The sequence below is a fragment of the Candidatus Binataceae bacterium genome (assembly GCA_035308025.1).
Taxonomy (GTDB): domain Bacteria; phylum Desulfobacterota; class Binatia; order Binatales; family Binataceae; genus JAJPHI01.
In genome coordinates this window covers 152,087-173,786 of sequence record DATGHL010000053.1, presented here as the reverse complement: position 1 = coordinate 173,786, position 21,700 = coordinate 152,087, and the positions used below count along the sequence as shown (strand labels likewise).

Genomic DNA, 21,700 nt, shown 5'->3' with positions numbered 1-21,700 from the left:
GCCGTGATGGAGCGGATGCGCCGGCTGCGCGCCGATCTCAGCGTCAATGATTCGATCAAGCGCTTCACCGCGCTAGGCGTCGAGCTATTTCATGGGCAAGCCCGCTTCACCGGCCGCGATTGCGTCGAGGTCGAAGGCGCGACGCTGCGTTTCAGCCGCGCGGTGATCGCAACCGGGGCACGCGCGCTCGCTCCGCCGATCGCCGGACTCGCGGAGAGCGGCTATCTCACCAACGAGACCGTTTTCGCGCTGGAAACGATGCCCCGGCGGCTCGCGGTGATCGGCGCCGGACCGATCGGCTGCGAGCTGGCGCAAGCCTTTCGCCGCTTTGGCGCGGACGTCACACTTTTTGAGCTAATGCCGCGTATCCTGCCGCGCGAGGACCCGGATGCCGCGTCGCGTATCGAGCAGGCGCTCGCGTGCGAGGGCGTCGCAGTTCTCACCGCGAGCGATATCGCAAACGTCGAGAATCGCGGCGGTGCCAGGCTCATCCGCTTTACCGGCGAGGGCGTCGCGAGCGAGCTGCTGGTCGATGAGATCCTGATCGGCGCGGGCCGCGCCCCCAACGTCGAGGAGCTCGGGCTCGAAGCCGCTGGCGTCCAATATGGTCCGCTCGGCGTCACGGTCGACAATCGCCTGCGCACCACCAACTCGCGGATTTACGCTGCGGGTGACGTCTGTACCGCGTTCAAATTTACCCACCTCGCCGACGCGATGGCGCGTATCGTTATCCGCAATGCGCTCTTCTTCGGGCGCGCCCGCGTCAGCCAACTGACGACGCCGTGGTGCATCTACACCGATCCTGAGATTGCGCACGTCGGCCTCTCAGCGGCTGACGCCGCACAGCGCGCGATCCCGATTCGCACCTTCAGGCAGGAACTCGCCGAGGTCGATCGCGCGGTTATCGACGGCGAAACTGCGGGTTTCGCAAAAATCCATGTCGCCGCAGACAGTGATCGAATTTTGGGTGCAACTATCGTCGCTAGTCACGCCAGCGAAATGATTTCCGAGTTGACTCTGGCGATCAGCAAAGGCATCGGGCTGGGCGCGCTGGCCGACGTGATTCATCCATATCCGACGCAGGCCGAAGCCATCCGCAAACTCGCCGACGCCTACAACCGCACCCGCCTGACCCCTTTGGTCAAGCGCCTCTTCGCCGCCTGGATGTCCTGGCGCTAGCTGTGATGCTTCTGTGGCCCGGCTGTCAGGGTTGCGCGGACGATTACTGCTCGGCGCGGCGTTGCGTAGCTCGAGCTGCCTGAGACTGTAGCACCCCCGGATGCGCAAGGGCCATGCGCGCGACGACGGTTGGACGACCTAGCGGAACCAAGCCCATTTCGCCCGCTGACTGCTCGACGACCAGATAAACCATCCGGATGGCCTGGATCACTTCGGCGGCTGAACAAGCCGTAAGACCAACGGCGACGGCGCCGAAGGCAATCGCGGCAGCCGCGTAACCCATTAGCGCGGCGCCGCCGGCCGCGATCGTGCTAAGCCACAGCGCGCCCCGCGTCACCGGCATCAGTCGCGCGCGAATCGCGACATGATGTTTCATCCGATTGCCGCTGTGCTCCTCATCCGCGGTCTTGATTTCGACCCGCGTCAGCGCGCCCGGCTCCAGGGTCAGGTCAGCGTCGCTCCAGCCGACGTCGGCAACCGCGGGCCGGCCAACCTTGGTTTGTAGCCGGTTGATCCGTTCGAGCAGGGCCTCACGCGTGATCCAGGCCTCGTTCCAATAAGCGAGCCTTACGCTGCGGCGGCGCCAGGCGATCGTCGGACGCTGGCGCGGCGCGCTATCGATCGTCGCTGGTTGCCGCGCGTTTCGGCGAAAGCGGTAGCGCGCGAGCGTCCGTGACATCGGTCCGGTATAGGCCAGCCACGCGATCAGCGCCCGCGCGCGAAGTCCGCGATGGCATTTTTCCAACGGCGCTTTAGCGGCATAGTAGAGCGCCCAAATCGGGCCGAGCACGAGCATCGCGAGCGCCGGCACAGGGCTGACGCCAAAGCCGATTGAAAGCGCGAGGGCGATCGCCCATCCCACGTTCCATTCCGCCGTCATCGGCATGACCTTGAGTACGCTGAGCGGCGCTTCCGAAACGCGCTGCAACTCCTGCGGACGGCGCGACCAGCCAACCCGGCTCCTGGCGCAGCCCGGAAAAGTCCGCGCGAGACCGGGAATCGTGCCCCGCCAGCGAATCTGCCCCAGCCCATTGAAGCGTTCCGGATATTTCAGAAAGAGCATTGCCTCGGCCTTGCCGTAACCGCGCTGTTGACCGTAGTAGGCCTTGACCGTGTTGCGGCGGAAATGCCAGACGAAGGCCGACGGACAGAAGCCCAGCGTGCGACCCGCGTCGAGCAGCCGCCAGCAGATATCGACGTCGTCGCCGGCCGCGGTGAATTGCGGATCGAACCCGCCCAATTCCAGCAGCGCGGTTTTGCGAAAAACCATGTTGCAGCCCGCGAGATGTTCAGCCCGATCGTCGTCGGTCAGCACATGGCAGGGCGCGCCGGGCGAAGCCGCGGTCGCGGCTTCGACCCATCCTTCCTCGTGCGGCGCATAGTTCGGACCGCCGCAGCCGTCGAAGCCACTTCTGACGATCGCCCCGACCATCAGGCTGAGCCAATGGGGATCGACCACGCAGTCCGAATCGGTATAGGCAATCAACTCGCCGCGCGCCGCCTGCATCCCGACATTGCGCGCGACGCTTAGCCCCTTGTTCGGCTGCCGAATCAGGCGGAACTCGGGAAACTCGGCCGAGATTTCCGCCGTGCGATCGCGCGAGCCGTCATCCACGATGACGACCTCATAGTTCGGATAATCGATCGCCCGCAACGATTCGAGGCAGGCGCGCATCGTGCGATCAGCGTTATAGGCGCAGATCACCACCGAGACCATCGGCGGCGCCACGAAGGGCTGGCTCTCCGCGCTGCTCAGTGCGCGCAGACCCGACCAATCTAACGACGCTGCCGGCCCGGTCGTCGCCGGGACGACGACACCCGCGGCCCCTAGACCGAAGGCGCATGCGATTAACTCGCCTTGCCTATTTTGCCCGGGCAGCCCGTGGCCGAACTCCAGCACTACCGGGCGCGCCTCGGCGAGGTTGTGCAGTTGCACCACGTTAGCGCTCAATTCCGCCGGCCCAAGTGCCGGCAGTTCCGCGTAGATCAGGTCCTCATCGAGGGATGACAAGGCCAGCGTGGCCGGGCGATGCTTCACCGCGATCATTCGCTCCGCATCGACCTGGCGCACTGCCGCGATTAATCTGCCCAGACGCTTGCGCAAGTTCTCGACGCCGCGATGACGCAGATCGTCAGGCTCGACCTGACAATCAATCAGGTAACCCATCAGCGACGGATATCCGCGTAAGATCGTGGCCAGATGAAGAAGCCGGGAACTCAGCGCGCGAAAGTTGCTGTCTGACAACAATTCGTTAGCTGTGACCGTGAACTCGACGAAAAACTGTAATCCACTTTGCGCCGCAATCCCGCTCAGCGCTTCCGCCTGCGACTCAGCCAGGATCAATCCCGTCGTGTGCGCCTGAACCATATCGCCGAGCCGTTTGCTCAGCTCCAGTTTCTGATGAAAGTCCAGCGCATCGCCAACCTCGGCGATCCGCGTCGCCTTTAAGAAGAACTTCCGACCGCGCTGATTGAAGAATTTTCCGTGAGATACGACTCTGGAGGCGGATTTCGTCGGAGCCATGAACTTCCACTGAGCCAAAGCCATGCCATAACAAAAATCCTTTATTGACAGTCATTTAACCGACTTCCAAAGACCCTTGGTAGAAAGTCCTTGACGAATTGGGATGCCCCTCGCGACGTTTTAGGCCACGAGCAGATCCGCATCGCCGCCTCGCGATCAGTGCGCGAACTCCCTTAAGATAGACGGTTCATCCACCTCCTTCAGATCCGGTTGATCCTCAGGATTTTGCATCTTGCGCTGGTTTCAGCCCGCGACTTCTTGCATAATGCAAATCAGATGATTAGATAAATAGTGAAGTGGCATTAGCTGCGGCCCGCACCAGGGGTACGCATGCTGTGTTCAGACCACGCCAGGCGCAACGAAGTGGAGCCGAGCACAGGGGACGGCGGAGTCTGCGACGCGCGGACGAAATCAGGAGTCTGCGAGCTGCGTTCGAATAGAGGTAGTTTCGACTGCGATGAATAAAGCGCATGAGGATAAACGAGCGGGAGATCATCATCACGGGCCGCTAGCCAGAATGGCCCGCAAGTATGTGGCCGAGCGCGATCGCTCGAAGATCCCCCACCACGAGGCCACCGACGCACCGATTGAAGCACAACCTCACGAACTTGAAGCGATCCGCGACCACTTGGGCGCCATCGCGAAAACACTCGCCGAGTTGTTTGGTCCAGCTTACGACCGCGGCGAGATCAGTACTGCAGCGCGCGCCAAGGCGGCGGACATTATCGAGCTTAATTTCGATCGCATCGTCGAAGAATGGTGCGTCGCGCTCGAGCGCGTCCTCGGCTATGACGACCTCAGCCGCGAGGGCATGGGCAATGCGCTCGTCCGCTTCATCTCCCATCTGCGCGACCCGGACGATTTGCGCACCTATGTTCATCTCCGCCGCCACTGCCAGAAAGGCATGCTGGCCAGCGCCAAACCCTCCGAATTCAACATCTTCCATATCGTCCTGAAGCAAGTGATCCTGGTTTACATCCGCGCCAATCTCAAAGGCCGCCCGATGGAGCTGGTGCGCGACACGATCGTCGCCGCGCTGGACGAACGCCGTCTGATGGTCGCACAATTTTATATCGACGCGCGCGAGGCGGCGCTCAAGGCGTCCGAGGAAAAATACCGCAATTCGATCGACCACGCCCCCGATGCCATCTACGAAATTGACCCTGAGACCCTTATCGTTACCGGCGTCAACGCCGCCGCCATCGAGCTTGAGCGCGCCATGCCTGAAGGCGAAGCCCACGAACTTGTCGGGCAGCGGCTGCTGGAGCTCTGCCCCGCAGAGGCTCAATCGGGCGTCCTTAAGCACATCGCCTGTGTTGTCGCCAACGGCTCCGACCAGGTGATGGATTTCCCTATCGGCGGACGCTATTTCGACGTCCATTCCGCGCTCATCTCGGCGGGTCACCGCCAGTTCATCCAGATGATTCTGCGCGACGCGACGCAGCGTCACGAGATGCTCGATACGCTGGTCAAGGCCGAACGGCTGGCGGCCGCCGGCACCTTTGCCAGCGGCGTCGCGCACGAGGTCAACAACCCGCTGGCTTCGATCTCGTCGCTGGTGCAGGCGTTGCTCCCCGACGAGCCTGACGCCGAGCGGCGCACGACCCTGCGCACCATCCTCTCGCAAATCACGCGGATCGCCTCCACGCTCAAGGACCTCGTCAACTTCGGCCGCCCGGCCCCCCCCGAGCGCCGTCCCATCGACCTGAACGATCTGGTCAACGAGACCTTGCGCCTGCTCGCCTACAATCGGCGCTTCGATTCCATCCGCATCGAGCCCTCGCTCTCTCACGAGCTGCTGCCCGCCTATGCCGACCACAACGGCATCCAGCAGGTGCTGTTGAATTTGCTCTTCAACGCCGCAGACGCCATCCAGCATCAATGCGGAACTATCCGGATCGCGACTAAAAGCCATCGCAACTCGGCTGGCGAGACCTGCGTCAAACTGAGCGTCGGCGACGACGGTTGCGGCATCCCGCCCGAGAATCTCGAGCGCGTCTTCGATCCTTTTTTCACCACCAAGTCCACCGGCTCCGGCGTCGGTCTCGGCCTCTCGCTCTGCCAAGGCATCGTCTTGAGCAATCACGGCACGATCAAGCTCGAAAGCCGCGATGGCGCCGGCACCACCGTCACGATCTGCTTGCCCTCGATCACCGACGGCGCTGCGCCTGAGATGCGTTCGGCGGCGCAATGACTACCAACGGCGCCAACAACGGTGGCGCTTGGCCGCGCCAGGATCAACTGGAGCAGCGCGCCCCCTACCGCATTCTGGTCGTCGAAGACGAGCAGCTCATGCGCTCGATCATCGTGCAACTCCTGCGCAGCGAGGGTTATGAAGTCTCCGAGGCTTCGGCGCCCGGCGTGGCGCTCGAGATCTTCGAGCGTGAGAAGATCGATCTCGCCATCCTCGATCTCAACTTGGGCGGCGGCGGCAGCGGCCTCGACTTGCTCGGCAGGATGCGCGACCTCGATCAGGAAGTCATGGGCATCATAGTCACGGCCTACGCCAGTATCGAATCCGCCGTCGAGGCCCTGCGCAAGGGCGCTTACGATTACATCACCAAGCCCTTCGCCAACGATCATCTGAAGGCCGTGGTGCGCAACGCGCTCGCGCAAAAGGCCTTGTTTCACGAAAACCGCTTTCTACGCCGCGAGCTGCGCGAGAAGTATCGCTTCGAAAGCCTCATCGGCAATTGCGACGCGATGGAACGGGTCTTCCGCGTGATGGAGAAAGTCGCGCGTACCGATTCCAGCGTGCTCATCACCGGTGAGAGCGGCACCGGCAAGGAGCTGGTCGCCCGCGCGATTCATTTCAGTTCCGAACGCGCCAACAAACGTTTCCTGCCAATCAACTGCGGCGCGCTGCCCGAAAATCTGCTCGAAAGCGAACTCTTCGGCTACCGCCGCGGCGCCTTTACCGGCGCGACGCAGGATAAGGTCGGCCTGCTCAAGGCCGCCGACAAGGGCACCGTCTTCTTCGACGAAATCGGCGACATGCCGCTCGCCCTGCAGGTCAAGCTGCTGCGCGCCCTGCAAGAGCGCGAATGCTATCCGCTGGGCTCCAACGAGCCCGTCAGTTTCGACGTCCGGATGCTCTGCGCGACCAACAAGAACCTGGAACGCGAGGCGCGCGAGGGGCGTTTTCGCGAGGAATTGCTCTATCGCATCAACGTCATCGGACTCGAGTTGCCGCCCCTGCGCGAGCGCAAGGACGACCTGCTCCTGCTCGCCAATCATTTCCTGCGCAAGTATGAAAAGCAGCTCAACCGCACCGCGATGCATTTTTCCAAGGGCGCGATGCGCCTGATGATCGGCTACGGCTGGCCGGGCAACGTCCGCGAACTCGAAAACACGATCGAACGCGCGGCGATCCTCGCCGAAACCGACGTCATTCACAGCCACGATCTACCGGAAAAGATCCACGGCGCAGGCAACTCAGGCACCGCGGCTTTTCAGACCGGCGTCACGCTCGAAGAGCTCGAACGCGATCACATGCGCCGCGTGCTCAACGAAGTCAAAGGCGACAAAGTCCGCGCCGCCCAGACCCTCGGCATCCATCTCTCGACCCTCTACCGCAAGATGCAGCGCTACCACCTCGAAGGCGAAGGCCTCCAACCCACCATCGCCTGATCCCGCGGATGTGCCCTCCGTACTGCGCGGCGCGTTACAGCGCGTCGGGAGCGCGGCCGAGCATCTCCAACTCCGAGCGCGTATACGAACCCAGGCTCCGGACGTCCAACTGCGTATAATTCCGAATCCAGCGCAGCGCGATTCCGAATGAGTATTGGTAGCGCGTCCGTAATTCCCGCTCGCTCGAATCCCCCAGCCGCGATGATGTCGGTGTATTCCGAGATCGCTTTTGCTAACTGGATTCACCGGTTAAAGCTGGTACGGTCCCCTGTTTCCACCACAACAGAAAAGACTCGCCGTCGAAGGCTCCGACCGCGACGCCTGCGAGCGTCTCGACGATCTTGTTGAAAGCAGAATCATCTAATTGGGCTTCGGGCTCTGTACTGTGTGTCTGAGCTACATAAAAAAAGGCTGCAAACGGATAGCTGCTACCACTGGATACAACACCACGAATTTTATCCTCAGAAAACTCCCCTGTTTTCAATTGCCAATAGAGTTCTTCCTTGTAGGAAACGATGTGATTTCGATGCTCGTAGTCTTGTAGCCAAGGATCATCGACCAACGCTTGTGTGTCCTGTATCAACACGATACCCCCCGAATTACCCAAAAACGCTTGGACGATCTTTGCAAGCGTTCTCTCAGCCGGCACACCATAGCGCAAACCCGGCAAGTGACCCGTGACCAAATCCGGCAGCCGCCCGGGATCAGCGTTTTCGGGCAAACCCACAAACAGCTTGCCCAAGGAAAAATCGGCTTCTGCATGTACTCGTCTCGAAAGGCTTGTTCCGTCTCTGAGCTGCTCCTGAAAACCCTTCCGAGCTCGTGGGTCAGCGGTAATATCTTGAATAGTAAGTGTTGGCTTCATAGCGCGTCGGGGGCGCGGCCGATCGCCTCCAACTCAGCGCGCGTGTACGACCCGAGGCTCCGAAAATCCAGTTCCGTGTAGTCGCGAATCCAACGCAGCGCGATCCCGAATGAGTATTGGTAGCGCGTACGCAGTTCCGGCTCGCTCAAATCGCCCAGCCGCGCGATGATGTCGGCGCATTCCTCGCCGAGAATCTCTTTGACCATCGCGGGCGCATGATGCCGACCGCTATCCGCGCACGCACTTTCATGTAGCAGCCGCTGCGCGGTTTGCGCGATCGAGATGCGCGCGGTAGCCAGGTCTTCCATCAGGGCCGGCCGCGCGCCGGGCCGCCCCGCCATCGAATCGATCCCCTTGGCCCCGCGTCCGCGCAGCCAGCCTTCGAGGTATTCCAGGATCGTTCGCAGATTGCGGCGCGTGCCCAGCTCAGTGATCGACCCGGCCGGCGTTTCGATCTGCAGGGGATAGTTGGCCGGATCGGCCATTTCCGGCCCGGGCTTCCATCCGCTCTTGTCCAACTCCACGAAGGGCTGCGCGGCCGCCGCCATATGATGAATATGCGCGACCCAGCCACGGCGGAAACCCTGGCGCGCTTCCCACTCCTTATCCGCGCGGATCGCCGCGGCGGCCTGCCGGTTCACCGCTTCGTCGCGACTGGGCAACGCCGTCGCCATACCGCCGATCGGCACTGCCCCGTGACGCAAGCAGATCGCCACCAGCCGGCGGAACAGATTCGCCAGGAACGGCGTCGTCTTGATATCCACGTCGAAGCGGTCGGGCCACACACCGCCAGGATTCGTCATCGCGTATTCAATCAGGCTGGCCTTCAAGTCCCAGCGCGCGGCGTTGAGACCTGCTGCGTAAGGACCCAATGCGTAGAGCATCTCTTCCATCGCGAACGCCGCCGGCAGCGATTCGACCAGGAGTATCGCGCGGATCGAAGCCTCCGCCAGATGGGGCAGGCGGGCGCGCGCGTGATCGAAGATCTCGCGATACAGCCGCACCTCGGCCACCGCTTCGGTCTTGGGCAAATAAAAGTTGATCGATTCGCCGCGCGCGGCTTGGGCGCGTCCGGCGTGAAAAAGCGTCAGCGCTATCCCGAGCAGACTCGCCGCAGCCGGACGCCCATCGATCGTCAGATCGTGCTCGTCGAGGTAGAGGCCGCGCTCGCGATGCATAAAAAAGGGCAGGTTACCGGGTTCCACCCGATAGCTCTTGCCGCGCTGCGCATCCTCGGCACTCAGGGTGCCCTCCACCGCGGCCTTGCGATTCTGCGCTGCCGCGACCGTATCGGCGAGCGAGTGCCCGCCCGAATCTTCGTCGTCGTCCAGGTAGCCCGCGGCGCGCTCGCCTTCAGGACCGGGATTGAGCGCCTGCACCATCATCGAGGCGATCGCGGCGGGTCCGGAGATTTCAATCCCGGGCAGCATCAACGGCGGCGGCAGCGCGGGCACTTGCCACCGCTCGATGGTCGCCTCGCTCGGCGGCAACGATGCGGGCGGCGTATTGTTCTGCAACGCCTGTCGCAGGCGCTCGGCGCGCGCGATCCGCACCGCTGCTACCTCGCTGCGCATCGCATCATCAAGGCCGGCGAGAAAATCGAGGAATTCGGGAGTCAGGATTTCGCTCGCGCTCGCAACGTCGCGATATTGCACCCGTGGATGATTGCTCATAGTGATCCCATTCTATCGATGCCGCTCGCCGTTCAATCAAGGCCCGCACCACATCTTGAGCGGCGCGCCGCCCGGACGCTGAAACAAAGTTCAGGCGGCGGCCTTTTTGCGGGCGCGGCCCTTGCGGAAATGCGGAATCACCTTCTCGGCGAACAGTTTCATCGACGCGCGAATCTTCTTAGGCTCGATTCCGGGCAACGCCAGGCCGAGCGCCAGATGGGTCGCGTGGTTCTCGATCTGCTCGATTTGCGCGATCGCGTCGTCGGGCGTGCCGATCATGAAACCTTCGCCGATCATGCCGGCGTCGTTGCTCTTGCGCAGCTCGCCCACCGGCGGAATTGCGCGATACTTCTCGTCGCCCGGCACGTCATTGGCCTCCGCGATCCAGTCGCCGTAGCGCTTGAGCAGATAGTGCAGCGCAAATTCGCACTCGTCCCAGGCCTTTTCCCGTTTCGCTGCGACGTAGCCGAAGCGGAGCTGTGCGATATTGAAATCCGCCGGATTCCTCCCGGCCGCGACCAGCGCGTCGCGGTAGATGCGCACCTGATGCTCTCCCGTCCCCGCCAGATGGAAGCCGTTGCGCGCGGCGCGCTCGGTCGCCGAGCGCGAACGCGCGCCAATCCAGATTGGCGGATGGGGCTGCTGCGTCGGTTTGGGATAGAGCGTCGCGTCCCGCACGGTGTAGCACTTGCCCTCGAAAGTGACGTGATCCTCGGTGAAGAGCCGCTGCATAATCTCGACGCCCTCGCGGAGGCGGCGGCTGCGTTGGTCGCGCGGGATGTTGAAGCCGGCAAACTCGCGCGGCACGTAGCCCTGCCCGAGCCCGAGGTCGAAGCGGCCGTTCGACAACGCATCGATCGTCACCGCTTCCTCGGCGACGTGCAGCGGCTCGTGCAGCGGCATCAGCAGGACAAAAGTACCGATCCGAATCTTCTTTGTGCGCGCAGCGACCGCAGCCGCCAGCGGCATCATCGTCGGCGAGTAGCCGTCGTCGACGAAATGATGCTCGGTCAGCCAGATCGTGTCGAAGCCCAGCTCTTCGGCTTCAACGCAAAGATCAATGTGTTTGCGGTAGAGCTCGGAATACGACAACTCGTTGCGCGACGAGTTGCGAAAGGACATCAGCAGGCCAAAGTTCATGATTGCGTTCTCTCCTCCGATTGCTTGGGACTAGCTCTAGTCGCTGGAATTCAAAAACTCCAGCCCATCGCCGAACAGCCTTAGTGCCCCGGCAAAAGCCCAGTCGTGGTGCTAGAATCGACGGCGTCGTGCCGGACAAGGTCATCACTCTGCGCAACCCGCCCGCCAACGCTGAAAGCGGCGAGCGCGGTTACCGCATCCGCTACGCCGAAGTCCTTAACGCGCAGCAGCTCGACGCGGTAACGCATCGCGACGGCCCGCTGCTGGTGATCGCCGGCGCCGGCTCGGGCAAGACGCGCACGCTGATCTATCGGGTCGCGCGACTGATCGAGAGCGGGGTGCCGCCCGGGGCGATACTTCTGCTGACCTTCACCCGGCGGGCCGCCCAGGAGATGTTGCGGCGGGTCGAGCAGTTGATCGGCGAACGCGGCAGCCACGTGGCTGGCGGCACCTTCCATTCGTTCGCGAATCAGGTGCTGCGGCAGATGGGATCGACGATCGGGCTGGCGCCGAACTTTACGATTCTCGATCGCAGCGACATGGAAGACGTGATCAATCTGATCCGCGCGCGGCTCGAACTCGGCTCGAAGGATCGGCGCTTCCCGAAGAAGGGAACGATCGCCGAAGCGATTAGCATGGCGCGCAACAAGAATCGCGCGCTGCTGTCGGAACTCGAACAGGATTTTCCCCATCTGCTCGAGCATGCCGAGGCGCTGATCGCGATCGCGCAGGCCTACGAAGAGTACAAACGCGCGCGCGCCCTGCTCGATTATGACGATTTGCTCTTTCGACTGGCCGAGCTCATGAGCGCCGACGAGTCGGCGCGACGGCAGCTCTCGGCGCGCTATCGCTACATCATGATCGACGAATATCAGGACACCAATGTCATCCAGGCGGAGCTGGCGCGCCTGCTGGCGGCGACGCATCAGAATGTGATGGCGGTGGGCGACGACGCGCAATCGATTTATTCATTTCGCGGCGCGAATTTCCGCAACATCATGGATTTCCCGGCGATTTTTCCGCGTGCCCGCGTCCTCAAGCTCGAGGAGAATTACCGCTCGATTCAAGGGATTCTCGACGTCGCCAACGAAGTGATCGCGCGGGCTAGTGAGAAGTACACCAAGGCGCTATTTACGCGGCGGGAGGGCGAGCTGCGACCGATCCTGGTGCGCGCGGCGGACGAGCATATGCAGTCGCGTTTTGTCGCGCAGCGCATCCTCGAGTTGCGCGAGGAAGGCGTCGCGCTCGGCGAAATCGCCGTGCTCTTTCGCTCGAGCTTTCACGCGTTTGACCTCGAACTGGAATTGCAGCGCCGCGACATCCCCTTCGTCAAACGCGGCGGCTTCAAGTTTATCGAGACCGCGCACGTCAAGGACGTGCTGGCGCATCTGCGGGTAATCGCGAACCCGGCCGACGCGATTTCATGGATGCGCGCGCTGATGCTGATCGCGGGCGTCGGCAGCCGGCGGGCGCATCAATTGACTGACGCGATTATCGGCGAGGCCGTCCCGGAGGCAGCGCTGGTGCGGGCGGCGGGTACGTTCGGTCCGCGTATACAAGCGGCGGCGCAGGGCTGCGTCCGGCTGGCGAAGTTGCTCGCCGAACTGCGTGATGGCCTGCGGCCTGCCGACCAACTCGCGCAGGTGGTCGAGTACTATACGCCGATCATGCGCGAGGCTTACCCTGACGATTACCCAAAGCGGGAGCGCGACCTCGAGCATTTCCAGAGTCTCGCCGAGCGTTATCGCAGCCTCGAATCGATGCTGGCGGACATGGCGCTCGAACCGCCCAACGACTCAATCGGCGACGTGCTCGCGATCGAGCCGGAGGAAGGATACGTGACGCTCAGCACGATCCATTCGGCCAAGGGCCTCGAATGGCGCGTGGTCTTTCTTATCTGGGCGGCTGACGGGCGTTTCCCCGGTCCGATGAGCGTGCGGCCCGATGAGCTCGAAGAGGAACGGCGCCTGATGTACGTGGCGAGCACGCGTGCGCGCGACGAACTCTATATCAGCTACCCAATCTACATGATGGATCGGCAGCTCGGTCACGTGATGGGGCGGGTCTCGCGCTTCCTCGAGGATCTCGACGCGAATGTGCTGCCCACGGCGACACTGCAAGAGGCCGAGGATGAACCTTCCCTGTGAAGCAGTGGAGAAACAGATCCGGAATTCTTCGCTGTCCCCATTCGGGGGCAGCGAACGCGGAATTTACCCTCAAGGCCGAAGGGCTGAGAATGACACAAAGTAGCGTTATACTATCAGAGAGTAGTAGGCCTGAACGCTCCCCCTAGCGCTTCTCGACGAGCGCGGCGAGTTGCTCCGTAGCTTCGCGATCAGCCACGGTCCAGTGACGAACCCGCGCCGTATATTTTGTGCTTCCCGCATGCTCCTCGAACGTGAGGATTACAGTCATAAAGGGCTTTCCCATTGGCCCCCACGCCCTGGTATAGGCATGGGTATATACAAGGCGCTCATTCTTGACAACTGTTAGATAGACACGCGGATTTGGAAACTTATTGCCGTTGGGGCCACGTAGATGATCAGACTGGAGCCGGTAGGACGTTCGTCCGTTCAACAACGGGAGTTGTGCACGGCGCGTGTGCAAACCATTCTTTCACCAGTTCCGGCCTAGTCCACACCTCGAATCCTTTTTCGCGCGACGCGTCGATGATGCGCGTCAGAACGAGATCGCAGCCCTCGGTCGCGGTGGTGGTTTTGGTGACGGTCATGGTTTGTGTCTTTCTCCATTCGATTTGTGTAAGTGATGGATTGACAAAACGGCAAAATAGCATGTCGAACCTCGAGACATTCGCGCTCGACCTCCGGCTTTGCTTAGCCTTCGCGAAGATGAGTGATCCCTGAGACACTGCTCGAAATGAAGTGGTTAACGATTCTCGCGCTCCAAGTCTCGTCCGCTGAGTAGAGGGTGCAACACTCGCAGCGCGTGTTTGCTATCCCATCTAGCCAGGGCTAGGATGCAAAGGGAAAAGTTGGTCAACCTGATAAAGGAAGACGAGTATGACTCAAAGCGATGGAACACCTACGGCGGAAGTGGTGATAACGATGGCGGATCAGCAGCTTTAACAATCAACGGGTTTGGTCCTTCTTGGATCGTCGCTACTCCTCTACTTCAGTTTGTGAATAATCATAGCGGCGAATCATTTGCGTTTGCTGGAGTTAGCGGCTGGATCAGGGCAACTCCCGACGGTGCTCGATCATTGAACATGTTGAAAATGCTCTGTGGGATTTTGGATCGTGGTGGTCAGCGAAATGGGGACCGGACTTTATAGAAGTCACCTTTGCCCTACGCCTACGAGACATGGATGCAAGTGCAATTGGAACTGTCGAAATTTGGGGGTGAGAAGATGACAAAGCAGCAAGTTCACAGCGGTGTCGGATCCGTTGGCGTCGGGATGATGGCGGCCGCACTAGTTAATACGGTCATCGTTTATGATCCTAAGAGTGGGTGGAAGAATTATCCATACACATCAATTTGTAACAATCGAACCAGGTACGCCGCCTACGCAGAAACGCATGGAGGAGGTGGCGCTCAAATTTGCTGCTCCTAAAGAGGGAAAACAGAAATTCGCAGTCCTCCATCACAAGGAGCCATTGAAGTTCCACGCAGGCTATCGTGTAGATGTAAATACTTCTCGGCTCGTAGCAATTCAGCCGTAGTAGTATTAAGTGTAGGTCCGCGTCGGCATGCGATTCATCTGTTTTAGCAGGCTTAGGCGCAAGCGCGCTTGGCGATTGCGTGTGGAGATACGACCGGCCGCTACGCGCAAAGAAAATGGGCTTCATGAAGACTAGAGATGCGGCTGCGAGAGTCTCGTTCGGTTTTTAGGTATTTAAGTGAGGATATGTCCATTTTGTGGCCGAATTCAGATAGCCGCGCCTCGTTATAGGCACTCCGCGAGCGATTTGTAGGGCTAGCAAATATAGGCCGACGTCTGACCTGTCGCGGACCCTTGCGTGACATTGTCTACCGCTCGAAGATTGACGATGTCAAATTGATTGCGCCAACAGCGTGCGTCGATAACGGTTTGAAAATACCCATTAATATCGACGCTGGCCGAACCGATGTTCAATGGACCGCTCCGACCAAACAAATTATCAGCATAAATGTAGGCGTCCTACCGACGCATAACCATTGCCGGTAACAGTCACCCAGCCACCTTCTTGATTTTTTTCAGTACTCACCTGGATTGTAGGCTGCAGATCTCCAGGTATTAAATTGATCGAATAATCAGGCGTATTACTTATAATTATCTCTCGAAACCCAGGCGCACGGGTTGACGGGTCATTTTGATAGTTGCACCAGTTGAAAGCGCTGGAAGGACAATTGGTCACGTAAGGGCCAGCCCATACCGCCCCATCTGCTGCCTCGACGTAGTAGTAGAAGTGGGTTGATCCAACACGTCGCAGATCGGCCAGTTCCGAAATGTTGAGCCAAGAGCTGTCGCCGGGTTGAAAGTTAAACCAACCCTCGGTGCGGAAGGGTTCAGAACCGCCTTGACAGTTTGGATCAAACCATTGGAAAGCGATCCAAACTTGTGCCCTGTAATGATTTGCGAAGCCAATCATGACGTTCTCCTGCTGTTCCGCATCGAGGTCTCGGGATGCGCGGTGTCGGACTCCTGCTCTCTGAGTTTCCGACGAACGGCTGAGCGTCCAGTTGTGGTTGAACGACTATGAGATGTAGTCGTAGTCTGCCCGGGTTGTCCCATTGCAGTTGCCACGACAAGGCCAACCGGCGCGGGAGATGCCCGCCTGCTATCTCCGCCGCTAGCCGATGGGGCGCAGCCTGCCGCGGGTTGCGCTCTTGCCAGATCAGGGGTCCGATGTATTAGCGAAGGACTATTTGGTCCTGGCTGAACAATGTCAGGGTGGCCAACTGACTCTGGGTAGTCAGTTTAATCTGCCGAGGTTGTCCCATTCCAGTTGCGGCTAAGATGCCGATAGGCATGGGTGATGCCTGCCTGCCATCTCTAGTGCTGGCCCGCCGAGCGCCGTCTACTTCGGACCGCGCTCTGGCTACCTCAGTGGATCCATGCGGTACACTCGCTGGAGAAGGAGCGCTCAAGTGGCGTTGCGCAGAGACGTTTCCTTCCATAATCGTCCTCCTTAATTCCGCCTCTGGGTTCTCAACTCACGATATAGACCGAATGGTTTCTTTCTGAATCATTAAGCAGCACTAAGGTTCAACACTCGCACAACACCGTTTCTTATTGCAAACGGAAAAAGCAAAGTGTTTGAATCGTGCTCAGAAGCCGACTTGTCAAAAGGCTGCGCGTATCAAAAGTAAAAGTGACGTATCAAGCTTTCATAGGCTCGGCGCGACACCAGCGTTCCCGACAGGCGCTATGCGCGGCCGCGTATAAACGGCCTGCCACGAGGCAACGCTTCGATCGCTCAATGCTAGCGGCGCGGGGGGTGGCGGGTGTAGTGGGTCGCGGACTTCGCGGCCGATGAGCTCGACCTGATTGGCCCAGGCCTCGGGCTCGGCCACCGGCCAGAGCACGAATTTATCGAGGCCGCGCGCGATATAGGGCTCGAGCTGCGCGATCATGTCGGCGGGAGAGCCATACAGCGCCCGCTGGGCGAAGGCTTCGGCGCCGCGTCCGAGTGAGGCGAGGATCGGCTGGAGCTCCTGCATCGCGCGTGAGCGCGAGGGACTCGCAGTGCAGGAGCGGGCGGAGATCGAGACCCTATTCGCACGTGCGCAAGTTGCCGCCCGATAGCAAGATTGAAGAGCTGAAGAGGGTGCTCGCCGATCTGCGCGTAGACGGGTACGCGCAAGTGATGGTCTTCACGCAATACACGGACACGATGGATTTCATTCGCGCGGAGCGGGCGCGCGACAGCGACCTGCGCGTGATCTGCTTTTCCGGCCGCGGCGGCGAAATCCGTGATCCAGATGGGACATGGCGGACGGTCTCGCACGACGACATCAAGCGGCGATTCCGAGAAGGCAAGGCCGACGTACTCGTCTGCTCGGACGCGGCCGCGGAAGGACTCAATTTTCAATTCTGCGGCGCACTCATGAATTATGACCTCCCCTGGAATCCTATGCGTGCGGTCTTCGCTTCGGCGTCGATTCTGTCGGCGAGGTTTCGCCTGCTTTGCGGATCGCTTGCGTGCCTAAGCAGCACGGTTTCGCCGATGAGGCTCGGCAGCCGCGCCAATATCGGTTGAAGCCGCCCGACCACGCCTTCGAAGAGTTTGATCCGTTTGCATACGAGATGTAAACGTCGCAGCAATTGACGAAGATTTCATCGAACCGGAGCGCGCGCTGCCAACGCTTTCGCTCGATGACCTCGACCTCGTTATCCGGGGGCCTGGAGTGCTGCCGCCCGGAATCGAAATCTAGTCAATGGGCGCTCGCGAGCACAGCTATCTCGCACCCGGAAAGCCCGGGCAATTCCGCGTCACGACTGACGCAGCTTACTACGAGCAGCATTCGGACAGCATCGAGCTTTGGTCGCCGGGCAATCCTCTGTTTCCTGCTGCCGAAACCGCAGTCACGGAAAACCTTGCCCCTGCGGGACTTTCTATACGAAGGCTCCTTTCCGACTGCGCATAGCCCGCAGTGATGTCAAACGCTGCGCGCCATCGGCCGCAATCACGGCGCGCTGACGGAGTTCCGCATCCGCCATTTTCGACAAAACAACCGTGTTACCGATGCACCCGAGTATCCTACTATTGTTTCAGTTGTTACAGTCCATTAGTTGTCGCGGCTGAGGCGATGGAGTGTGCTGAGGTGGCGCAGGGCGTCGCGTTTGCGCCCGATCCGTTCGTAGAGCTCGACGAGGTTGCGATGGGCCTCGGCGACCAGCGGATCACATTCAGTGGCGCGCTGGAAACTCTGCAAGGCGAGCTCGAATTCCTCGCGTTTGCGCTGGAGCAAACCCAGGCGCAGATGGACCTCGGCGTTGGCCGGCACGAGCATCGCGGCGCCGTGTAGATGGCGCATCGCGCCGACGAGATCGCCCTCACGCTCGAGCAGCGCCGCCATCTGCAGATGGACCTCGAAGTTTCGCGGCTCGCGCCCGATAAGATCGTTGTAGAGCATCAGCGCGCGCAGCGGATCGGACTCGGCGAGCCGCCGCGCCTCTTCAAAGCGGGCGCGCAGGCGCGCCGGCCCGAAGCCATCCTCGATCTTGCCGGTCGGCCGTTCGCCCGCGGGCCAGAGCAGCAACTGCCCGCTCTCCGCCTCGAATACGAGATTGCCGTCGCGCACCAGGATTTGCCCATTCTCGCTTCGCAGATTGAGCGAGGTGAGGGGCCGGCGCGCACCGAAATAACGGGCAATGCCGTCGAAGCGCAGCCGAAATGATTTCAGATGCGCGCGGCTCGGCAGCAGCTCCTTCGCCATCCGCATCAGGAGGAGGTCGTTGAAAGCGAAGCGATGACGGCGGCCGCGTTTGGCCGCAGGGCTCACGAGCTGATGTTTGACCCAATAGCGGATGCGATCGGGAGAGACGGCGAGAATCCGCGCAGCCGCGCGCGTCGAAAACGTTTGCGCGCGCGCCGTCCCGCCCTCGCCCGTATTCACCACCACGGCATCGAGTATAGGAACCGCCTCACGAATCCTCAATCCGCACCGACGCATTTTTGCACAGGACACTAGCGGAGGCGCGCCGCGCGCCGAATCGAGCAGGCGAGTCTTGACCAAGGCCGCGGCTCGCGGACTCGCCCGCCCCCTGGAGCTGCGTCAAAATTCTTAGTTGGCGGAGCGACAGCCAAGCTCCACCTGCGTGGCTAGTCGCCGATCTCCTTGACCAGCTTATGCAGCCGCACCACGGATTCGACCGCGTTCTTGGCATTGTCGATGCGATCGAGCGCCTGCATCCGATCCATCCCGGGACCCGTGATCCCCAGGCCGATGGGCTTGTCGAACTGCAGCGCCAGGTTGACCGCGGCGCCCGCCACCGGCGCCGTGATCAGCTCGTCATGATTGGTGTCGCCCTTGATCACCGCGCCGAGGATCGCGACGCCGTCAACGTCCTTGCGCTTGAGCAGCTTCTTGACCGCGAGCGGCATGTCGAAAACGCCGGGCACATGGATGACCTGGCTGACCTCCGCGCCGAGAAACTCCGCGTGGCGCCGCGCCCGCTCGAGCATCAGGGAGGTGACGTCGAAGTTGAAGTCCGAAACCACCAGTGCGATTTTCAATGGGCGCTCCTATGCGATCCCACGGCGTCGCGAATCTCGACGCCGTAGCCCTTGAGATATTGTTTGAGCTGCGGGATTGGGTGCTCGCCGTAGTGCACAATCGAGGCGACGATCGCGGCGTCGGCGGCGCCGCGCGTGAAGGCTTCGAGCAGGTGACGCGGCTCGCCGGCGCCGCCCGAGGCGATCACGGGAATCGGCACGTTCTCGCTGATCAGCCGCGTCAGTTCGAGGTCGTAGCCGAGCTTGGTGCCGTCGCGATCGATTGAATTGATACAGAGCTCGCCGGCGCCCAGCCGCGCCCCCTCCTGCGCCCAGGCGAGCGCGTCGCGGCCGGTGGGCGTGCGCCCACCGTCGATCACGACCTCGCAGCCGGAAGGGAAGACGCCGTTTGCCGCGCGGCGCTGCACCTGCATCGAGAGCACGATGCACTGGCGGCCGAAGGCGCGCGCGCCCTCCGCGATGATCGCTGGATCGCGCACCGCGCCCGAGTCAATCGAGACCTTCTCCGCGCCCGCCAGCAAGACTGCGCGCAGATCGTCGACAGTGCGCAGGCCGCCGCCAACGCTGAACGGAATGAAGATCTCGCGAGCGACCGCGCGCACGACTTCGAGCATGATGCCGCGCCGCTCGTTGGACGCGGTGATGTCATAGAAGACAATTTCGTCGGCGCCCTGCTCATAGTAGTAACGGGCCATCGCGACCGGATCGCCGACGTCGATATTTTCGAGGAACTGGACGCCCTTGGTAACCTTGCCGGCGCGCACGTCGAGGCAGGGGATGATGCGTTTCGCAATCACCTGACTATTTCTCGGAGCGTGAGAACTGATCGCGATCGAGCCGGCAGAAGTTATCGAGCAGCTTGAGCCCGGCGGCGCCGCTCTTCTCCAGATGGAACTGCGTCGCGATGACGTTGTCGCGCGCGATCGCGGCGGTGAAGGTCACACCGTAATCACTGGTCGCGATCGTAACCGAAGGCTCAGCCGGCATTGGGTAATAGGAATTGACGAAGTAGAAGTGAGTATTATCCGGCACCCCCGCAAAGACCGGATGCGGCTGCGTCTGCCGGACGCGGTTCCAGCCGATCTGCGGGACCTTCAATGCCCGTCCATCGACCGACGCCGGATAGCGCTCGACCGTCCCCGCAATCACGCCGAGGCATTCGGTATCGTCTTCTTTGCTGCGCTCGAGCAGCACCTGGATCCCGATACAGATACCGAGAAAGGGCTTGCCGGCGCGTGCGACGTCATCGCGCAAAACCGAGTCGAGGCCGAGCGCGCGCAGATTCTCCATCGTGGCGCCCGCCGCGCCGACGCCGGGCAGGATCACGTGTTCGGCCGCGCGGATTTGCTCCGCACGATCGGTTATCGCGCATCGATGACCCAGATGCTCGAGCGCGCGCGCCACGCTCGTGAGATTGCCCGCCCGATAGTCAACGATCGCGATCATCGCATCCGCCCAGAGGCCGGATCATAACGATAATCCGCGCATCGTGACAGCCGCCGTTTGCCAAGAACCCTCGTTAACGTTATCAGAGACGCTAAAGAGGAAAGGAATCTATGGCCAAAATTGCACTGGCTTTTGCGCTGATGCCCGACAGCCCCATGAAAACGATCGTCGAATGGACGAAGAGCGCGGAGGATGCGGGCTTTGACGGCGTATTTCTCACCGAAGCCAATAACGACTCGCTCGCCTGCTCGCTCGGGCTGGGACTCAATACGAGCCGCATCAAGTTAGGCACGGCGATCACCAATATCTATCTGCGTCATCCGCTGCTGCTCGCCAACGAAGTCGCCGCGTTGCACGAATTCACGGGCGGACGGTTTATCCTCGGGCTGGGCACCGGCCATCGCGAGGCCAACGGCGCGATTGGCATCGAGATGGGCGGCCCGGCCGATCCGATGAAGAAGATGCGCGAGACCGTCGCAACGCTGCGCAGGGCGCTCGACGGCGGCCGCACTAACCCCAAGGTGGAGGGCAAGCAGCCGGTCTATCTGGCTGGCGTCTCGCGGCCGATGGTGCGGTTGGCGGGCGAGATCGCCGACGGCGTCATTTTCAATTTTTTCCCGCCGACGCGGGTCAAGGAGGCGCTCGGCGAGATCGCCGAGGGCGCGCACAAGGCCGGCCGCGATCCGCGCGAGATTGAAACTACACTGTTTGCGACCGCCTTCATCTCGGACGACCTCGAGGCGGCGCGGCGTCCAGCGCGGACGCTGCTCTCACGCTACGGCGCGATGCGCTTCTACGGCAATATGTTCGTCCACGCCGGCTTCGAGCGCGAGATGGCGGGTATTCGCACCGCCGGCCGCGACGGCAAAGCCGCAATCGCCGCGGTCAGCGATCCGATGATCGACGCGACGCTGCTGGTCGGTCCGGAGGCGCGCATCCGCGAGCGGCTCAGCGAGCTGACCGCGCCCGGCGTCGGCTGGGCGATCGTTTTCGTCAATCCGGTCGGCGAAGATCGCGCGAGCGCGGTCAAGCGCGTGATGCGCGCGCTGCGCCCATAACACTT

General features: G+C 61.4%; 19 protein-coding genes. 7 read left to right on the top strand and 12 right to left on the bottom strand.

Translation table 11 applies throughout. The features are described from left to right. A partial coding sequence (locus tag VKS22_17125; protein HLW72330.1) for a mercuric reductase occupies positions 1-1,179 on the top strand: 1,179 nt, incomplete at its 5' end. A gap of 43 nt (positions 1,180-1,222) precedes the next feature. On the opposite strand, the gene VKS22_17120 is transcribed toward VKS22_17125, so the two are convergent. Beyond that, the gene (locus tag VKS22_17120; protein HLW72329.1) at positions 1,223-3,727 is read right to left on the bottom strand and encodes a glycosyltransferase; all 2,505 of its coding nucleotides are present in this window, start codon (positions 3,725-3,727) and stop codon (positions 1,223-1,225) included. Positions 3,728-4,220: 493 nt separating this feature from the next. Here VKS22_17120 and VKS22_17115 point away from each other — a divergent pair, with 493 nt between their 5' ends. Continuing rightward, a complete protein-coding gene (locus tag VKS22_17115; GenBank protein HLW72328.1) occupies positions 4,221-5,897 on the top strand; it encodes an ATP-binding protein in 1,677 nt (558 codons plus the stop codon). Further along, positions 5,894-7,333: a sigma-54 dependent transcriptional regulator gene (locus tag VKS22_17110; protein HLW72327.1), complete on the top strand. Its 1,440-nt coding sequence runs from the start codon at positions 5,894-5,896 to the stop codon at positions 7,331-7,333. Before VKS22_17115 ends, VKS22_17110 begins: the two co-directional genes overlap by 4 nt. 232 nt (positions 7,334-7,565) lie before the next feature. Here VKS22_17110 and VKS22_17105 read toward each other — a convergent pair whose 3' ends face one another. From VKS22_17105 to VKS22_17095, 3 genes are all read right to left on the bottom strand, one after another. Then, the gene (locus VKS22_17105) at positions 7,566-8,198 is read right to left on the bottom strand and encodes a hypothetical protein (protein HLW72326.1); all 633 of its coding nucleotides are present in this window, start codon (positions 8,196-8,198) and stop codon (positions 7,566-7,568) included. Beyond that, complete coding sequence (locus tag VKS22_17100; GenBank protein HLW72325.1) at positions 8,195-9,871, bottom strand: hypothetical protein; 1,677 nt, start codon at positions 9,869-9,871, stop codon at positions 8,195-8,197. Before VKS22_17100 ends, VKS22_17105 begins: the two co-directional genes overlap by 4 nt. 90 nt (positions 9,872-9,961) lie before the next feature. Then, positions 9,962-11,011 (bottom strand): LLM class flavin-dependent oxidoreductase, encoded by a 1,050-nt coding sequence (locus VKS22_17095; protein ID HLW72324.1) that lies wholly within the window; start codon positions 11,009-11,011, stop codon positions 9,962-9,964. Between the two features lie 83 nt (positions 11,012-11,094). Between VKS22_17095 and VKS22_17090 the strand changes: the two genes are divergently transcribed. Further along, positions 11,095-13,158, top strand: coding sequence for an ATP-dependent helicase (locus VKS22_17090; GenBank protein HLW72323.1), 2,064 nt, complete (start codon positions 11,095-11,097; stop codon positions 13,156-13,158). Positions 13,159-13,300: 142 nt separating this feature from the next. Here the strand turns inward: VKS22_17090 and VKS22_17085 are convergent, their stop codons facing one another. Next, positions 13,301-13,588, bottom strand: coding sequence for an SRPBCC domain-containing protein (locus tag VKS22_17085; GenBank protein HLW72322.1), 288 nt, complete (start codon positions 13,586-13,588; stop codon positions 13,301-13,303). Further along, positions 13,554-13,742, bottom strand: coding sequence for a hypothetical protein (locus VKS22_17080; GenBank protein ID HLW72321.1), 189 nt, complete (start codon positions 13,740-13,742; stop codon positions 13,554-13,556). The genes VKS22_17085 and VKS22_17080 overlap by 35 nt, the downstream gene beginning before the upstream one ends. A gap of 246 nt (positions 13,743-13,988) precedes the next feature. Between VKS22_17080 and VKS22_17075 the strand changes: the two genes are divergently transcribed. Further along, entirely contained in the window at positions 13,989-14,303 is a 315-nt protein-coding gene (locus VKS22_17075; GenBank protein ID HLW72320.1) for a hypothetical protein, read from the top strand. A gap of 826 nt (positions 14,304-15,129) precedes the next feature. Here the strand turns inward: VKS22_17075 and VKS22_17070 are convergent. Both VKS22_17070 and VKS22_17065 read right to left on the bottom strand, forming a co-directional pair. Next, positions 15,130-15,600 (bottom strand): hypothetical protein, encoded by a 471-nt coding sequence (locus VKS22_17070; protein HLW72319.1) that lies wholly within the window; start codon positions 15,598-15,600, stop codon positions 15,130-15,132. Between the two features lie 739 nt (positions 15,601-16,339). Next, positions 16,340-16,672, bottom strand: coding sequence for a hypothetical protein (locus tag VKS22_17065; protein HLW72318.1), 333 nt, complete (start codon positions 16,670-16,672; stop codon positions 16,340-16,342). A gap of 71 nt (positions 16,673-16,743) precedes the next feature. Here VKS22_17065 and VKS22_17060 point away from each other — a divergent pair, with 71 nt between their 5' ends. Beyond that, positions 16,744-17,211 (top strand): C-terminal helicase domain-containing protein, encoded by a 468-nt coding sequence (locus VKS22_17060; GenBank protein HLW72317.1) that lies wholly within the window; start codon positions 16,744-16,746, stop codon positions 17,209-17,211. Positions 17,212-17,740: 529 nt separating this feature from the next. Here the strand turns inward: VKS22_17060 and VKS22_17055 are convergent. The 4 genes from VKS22_17055 to hisH form a co-directional block, all read right to left on the bottom strand. Continuing rightward, entirely contained in the window at positions 17,741-18,571 is an 831-nt protein-coding gene (locus VKS22_17055; GenBank protein HLW72316.1) for a MerR family transcriptional regulator, read from the bottom strand. A gap of 206 nt (positions 18,572-18,777) precedes the next feature. Then, positions 18,778-19,191, bottom strand: coding sequence for a 6,7-dimethyl-8-ribityllumazine synthase (gene ribH, locus VKS22_17050; GenBank protein ID HLW72315.1), 414 nt, complete (start codon positions 19,189-19,191; stop codon positions 18,778-18,780). After that, positions 19,188-19,988: an imidazole glycerol phosphate synthase subunit HisF gene (gene hisF / locus VKS22_17045; protein HLW72314.1), complete on the bottom strand. Its 801-nt coding sequence runs from the start codon at positions 19,986-19,988 to the stop codon at positions 19,188-19,190. Before hisF ends, ribH begins: the two co-directional genes overlap by 4 nt. Before the next feature lie 4 nt (positions 19,989-19,992). Further along, positions 19,993-20,637 carry an imidazole glycerol phosphate synthase subunit HisH gene (gene hisH / locus VKS22_17040; GenBank protein ID HLW72313.1) on the bottom strand — a complete coding sequence of 215 codons (645 nt, stop codon included), beginning with the start codon at positions 20,635-20,637 and terminating at the stop codon, positions 19,993-19,995. Between the two features lie 110 nt (positions 20,638-20,747). On the opposite strand from hisH, the gene VKS22_17035 reads away from it, so the two are divergent. Continuing rightward, positions 20,748-21,695 carry an LLM class flavin-dependent oxidoreductase gene (locus VKS22_17035; GenBank protein ID HLW72312.1) on the top strand — a complete coding sequence of 316 codons (948 nt, stop codon included), beginning with the start codon at positions 20,748-20,750 and terminating at the stop codon, positions 21,693-21,695. Positions 21,696-21,700 lie beyond the last annotated feature (5 nt).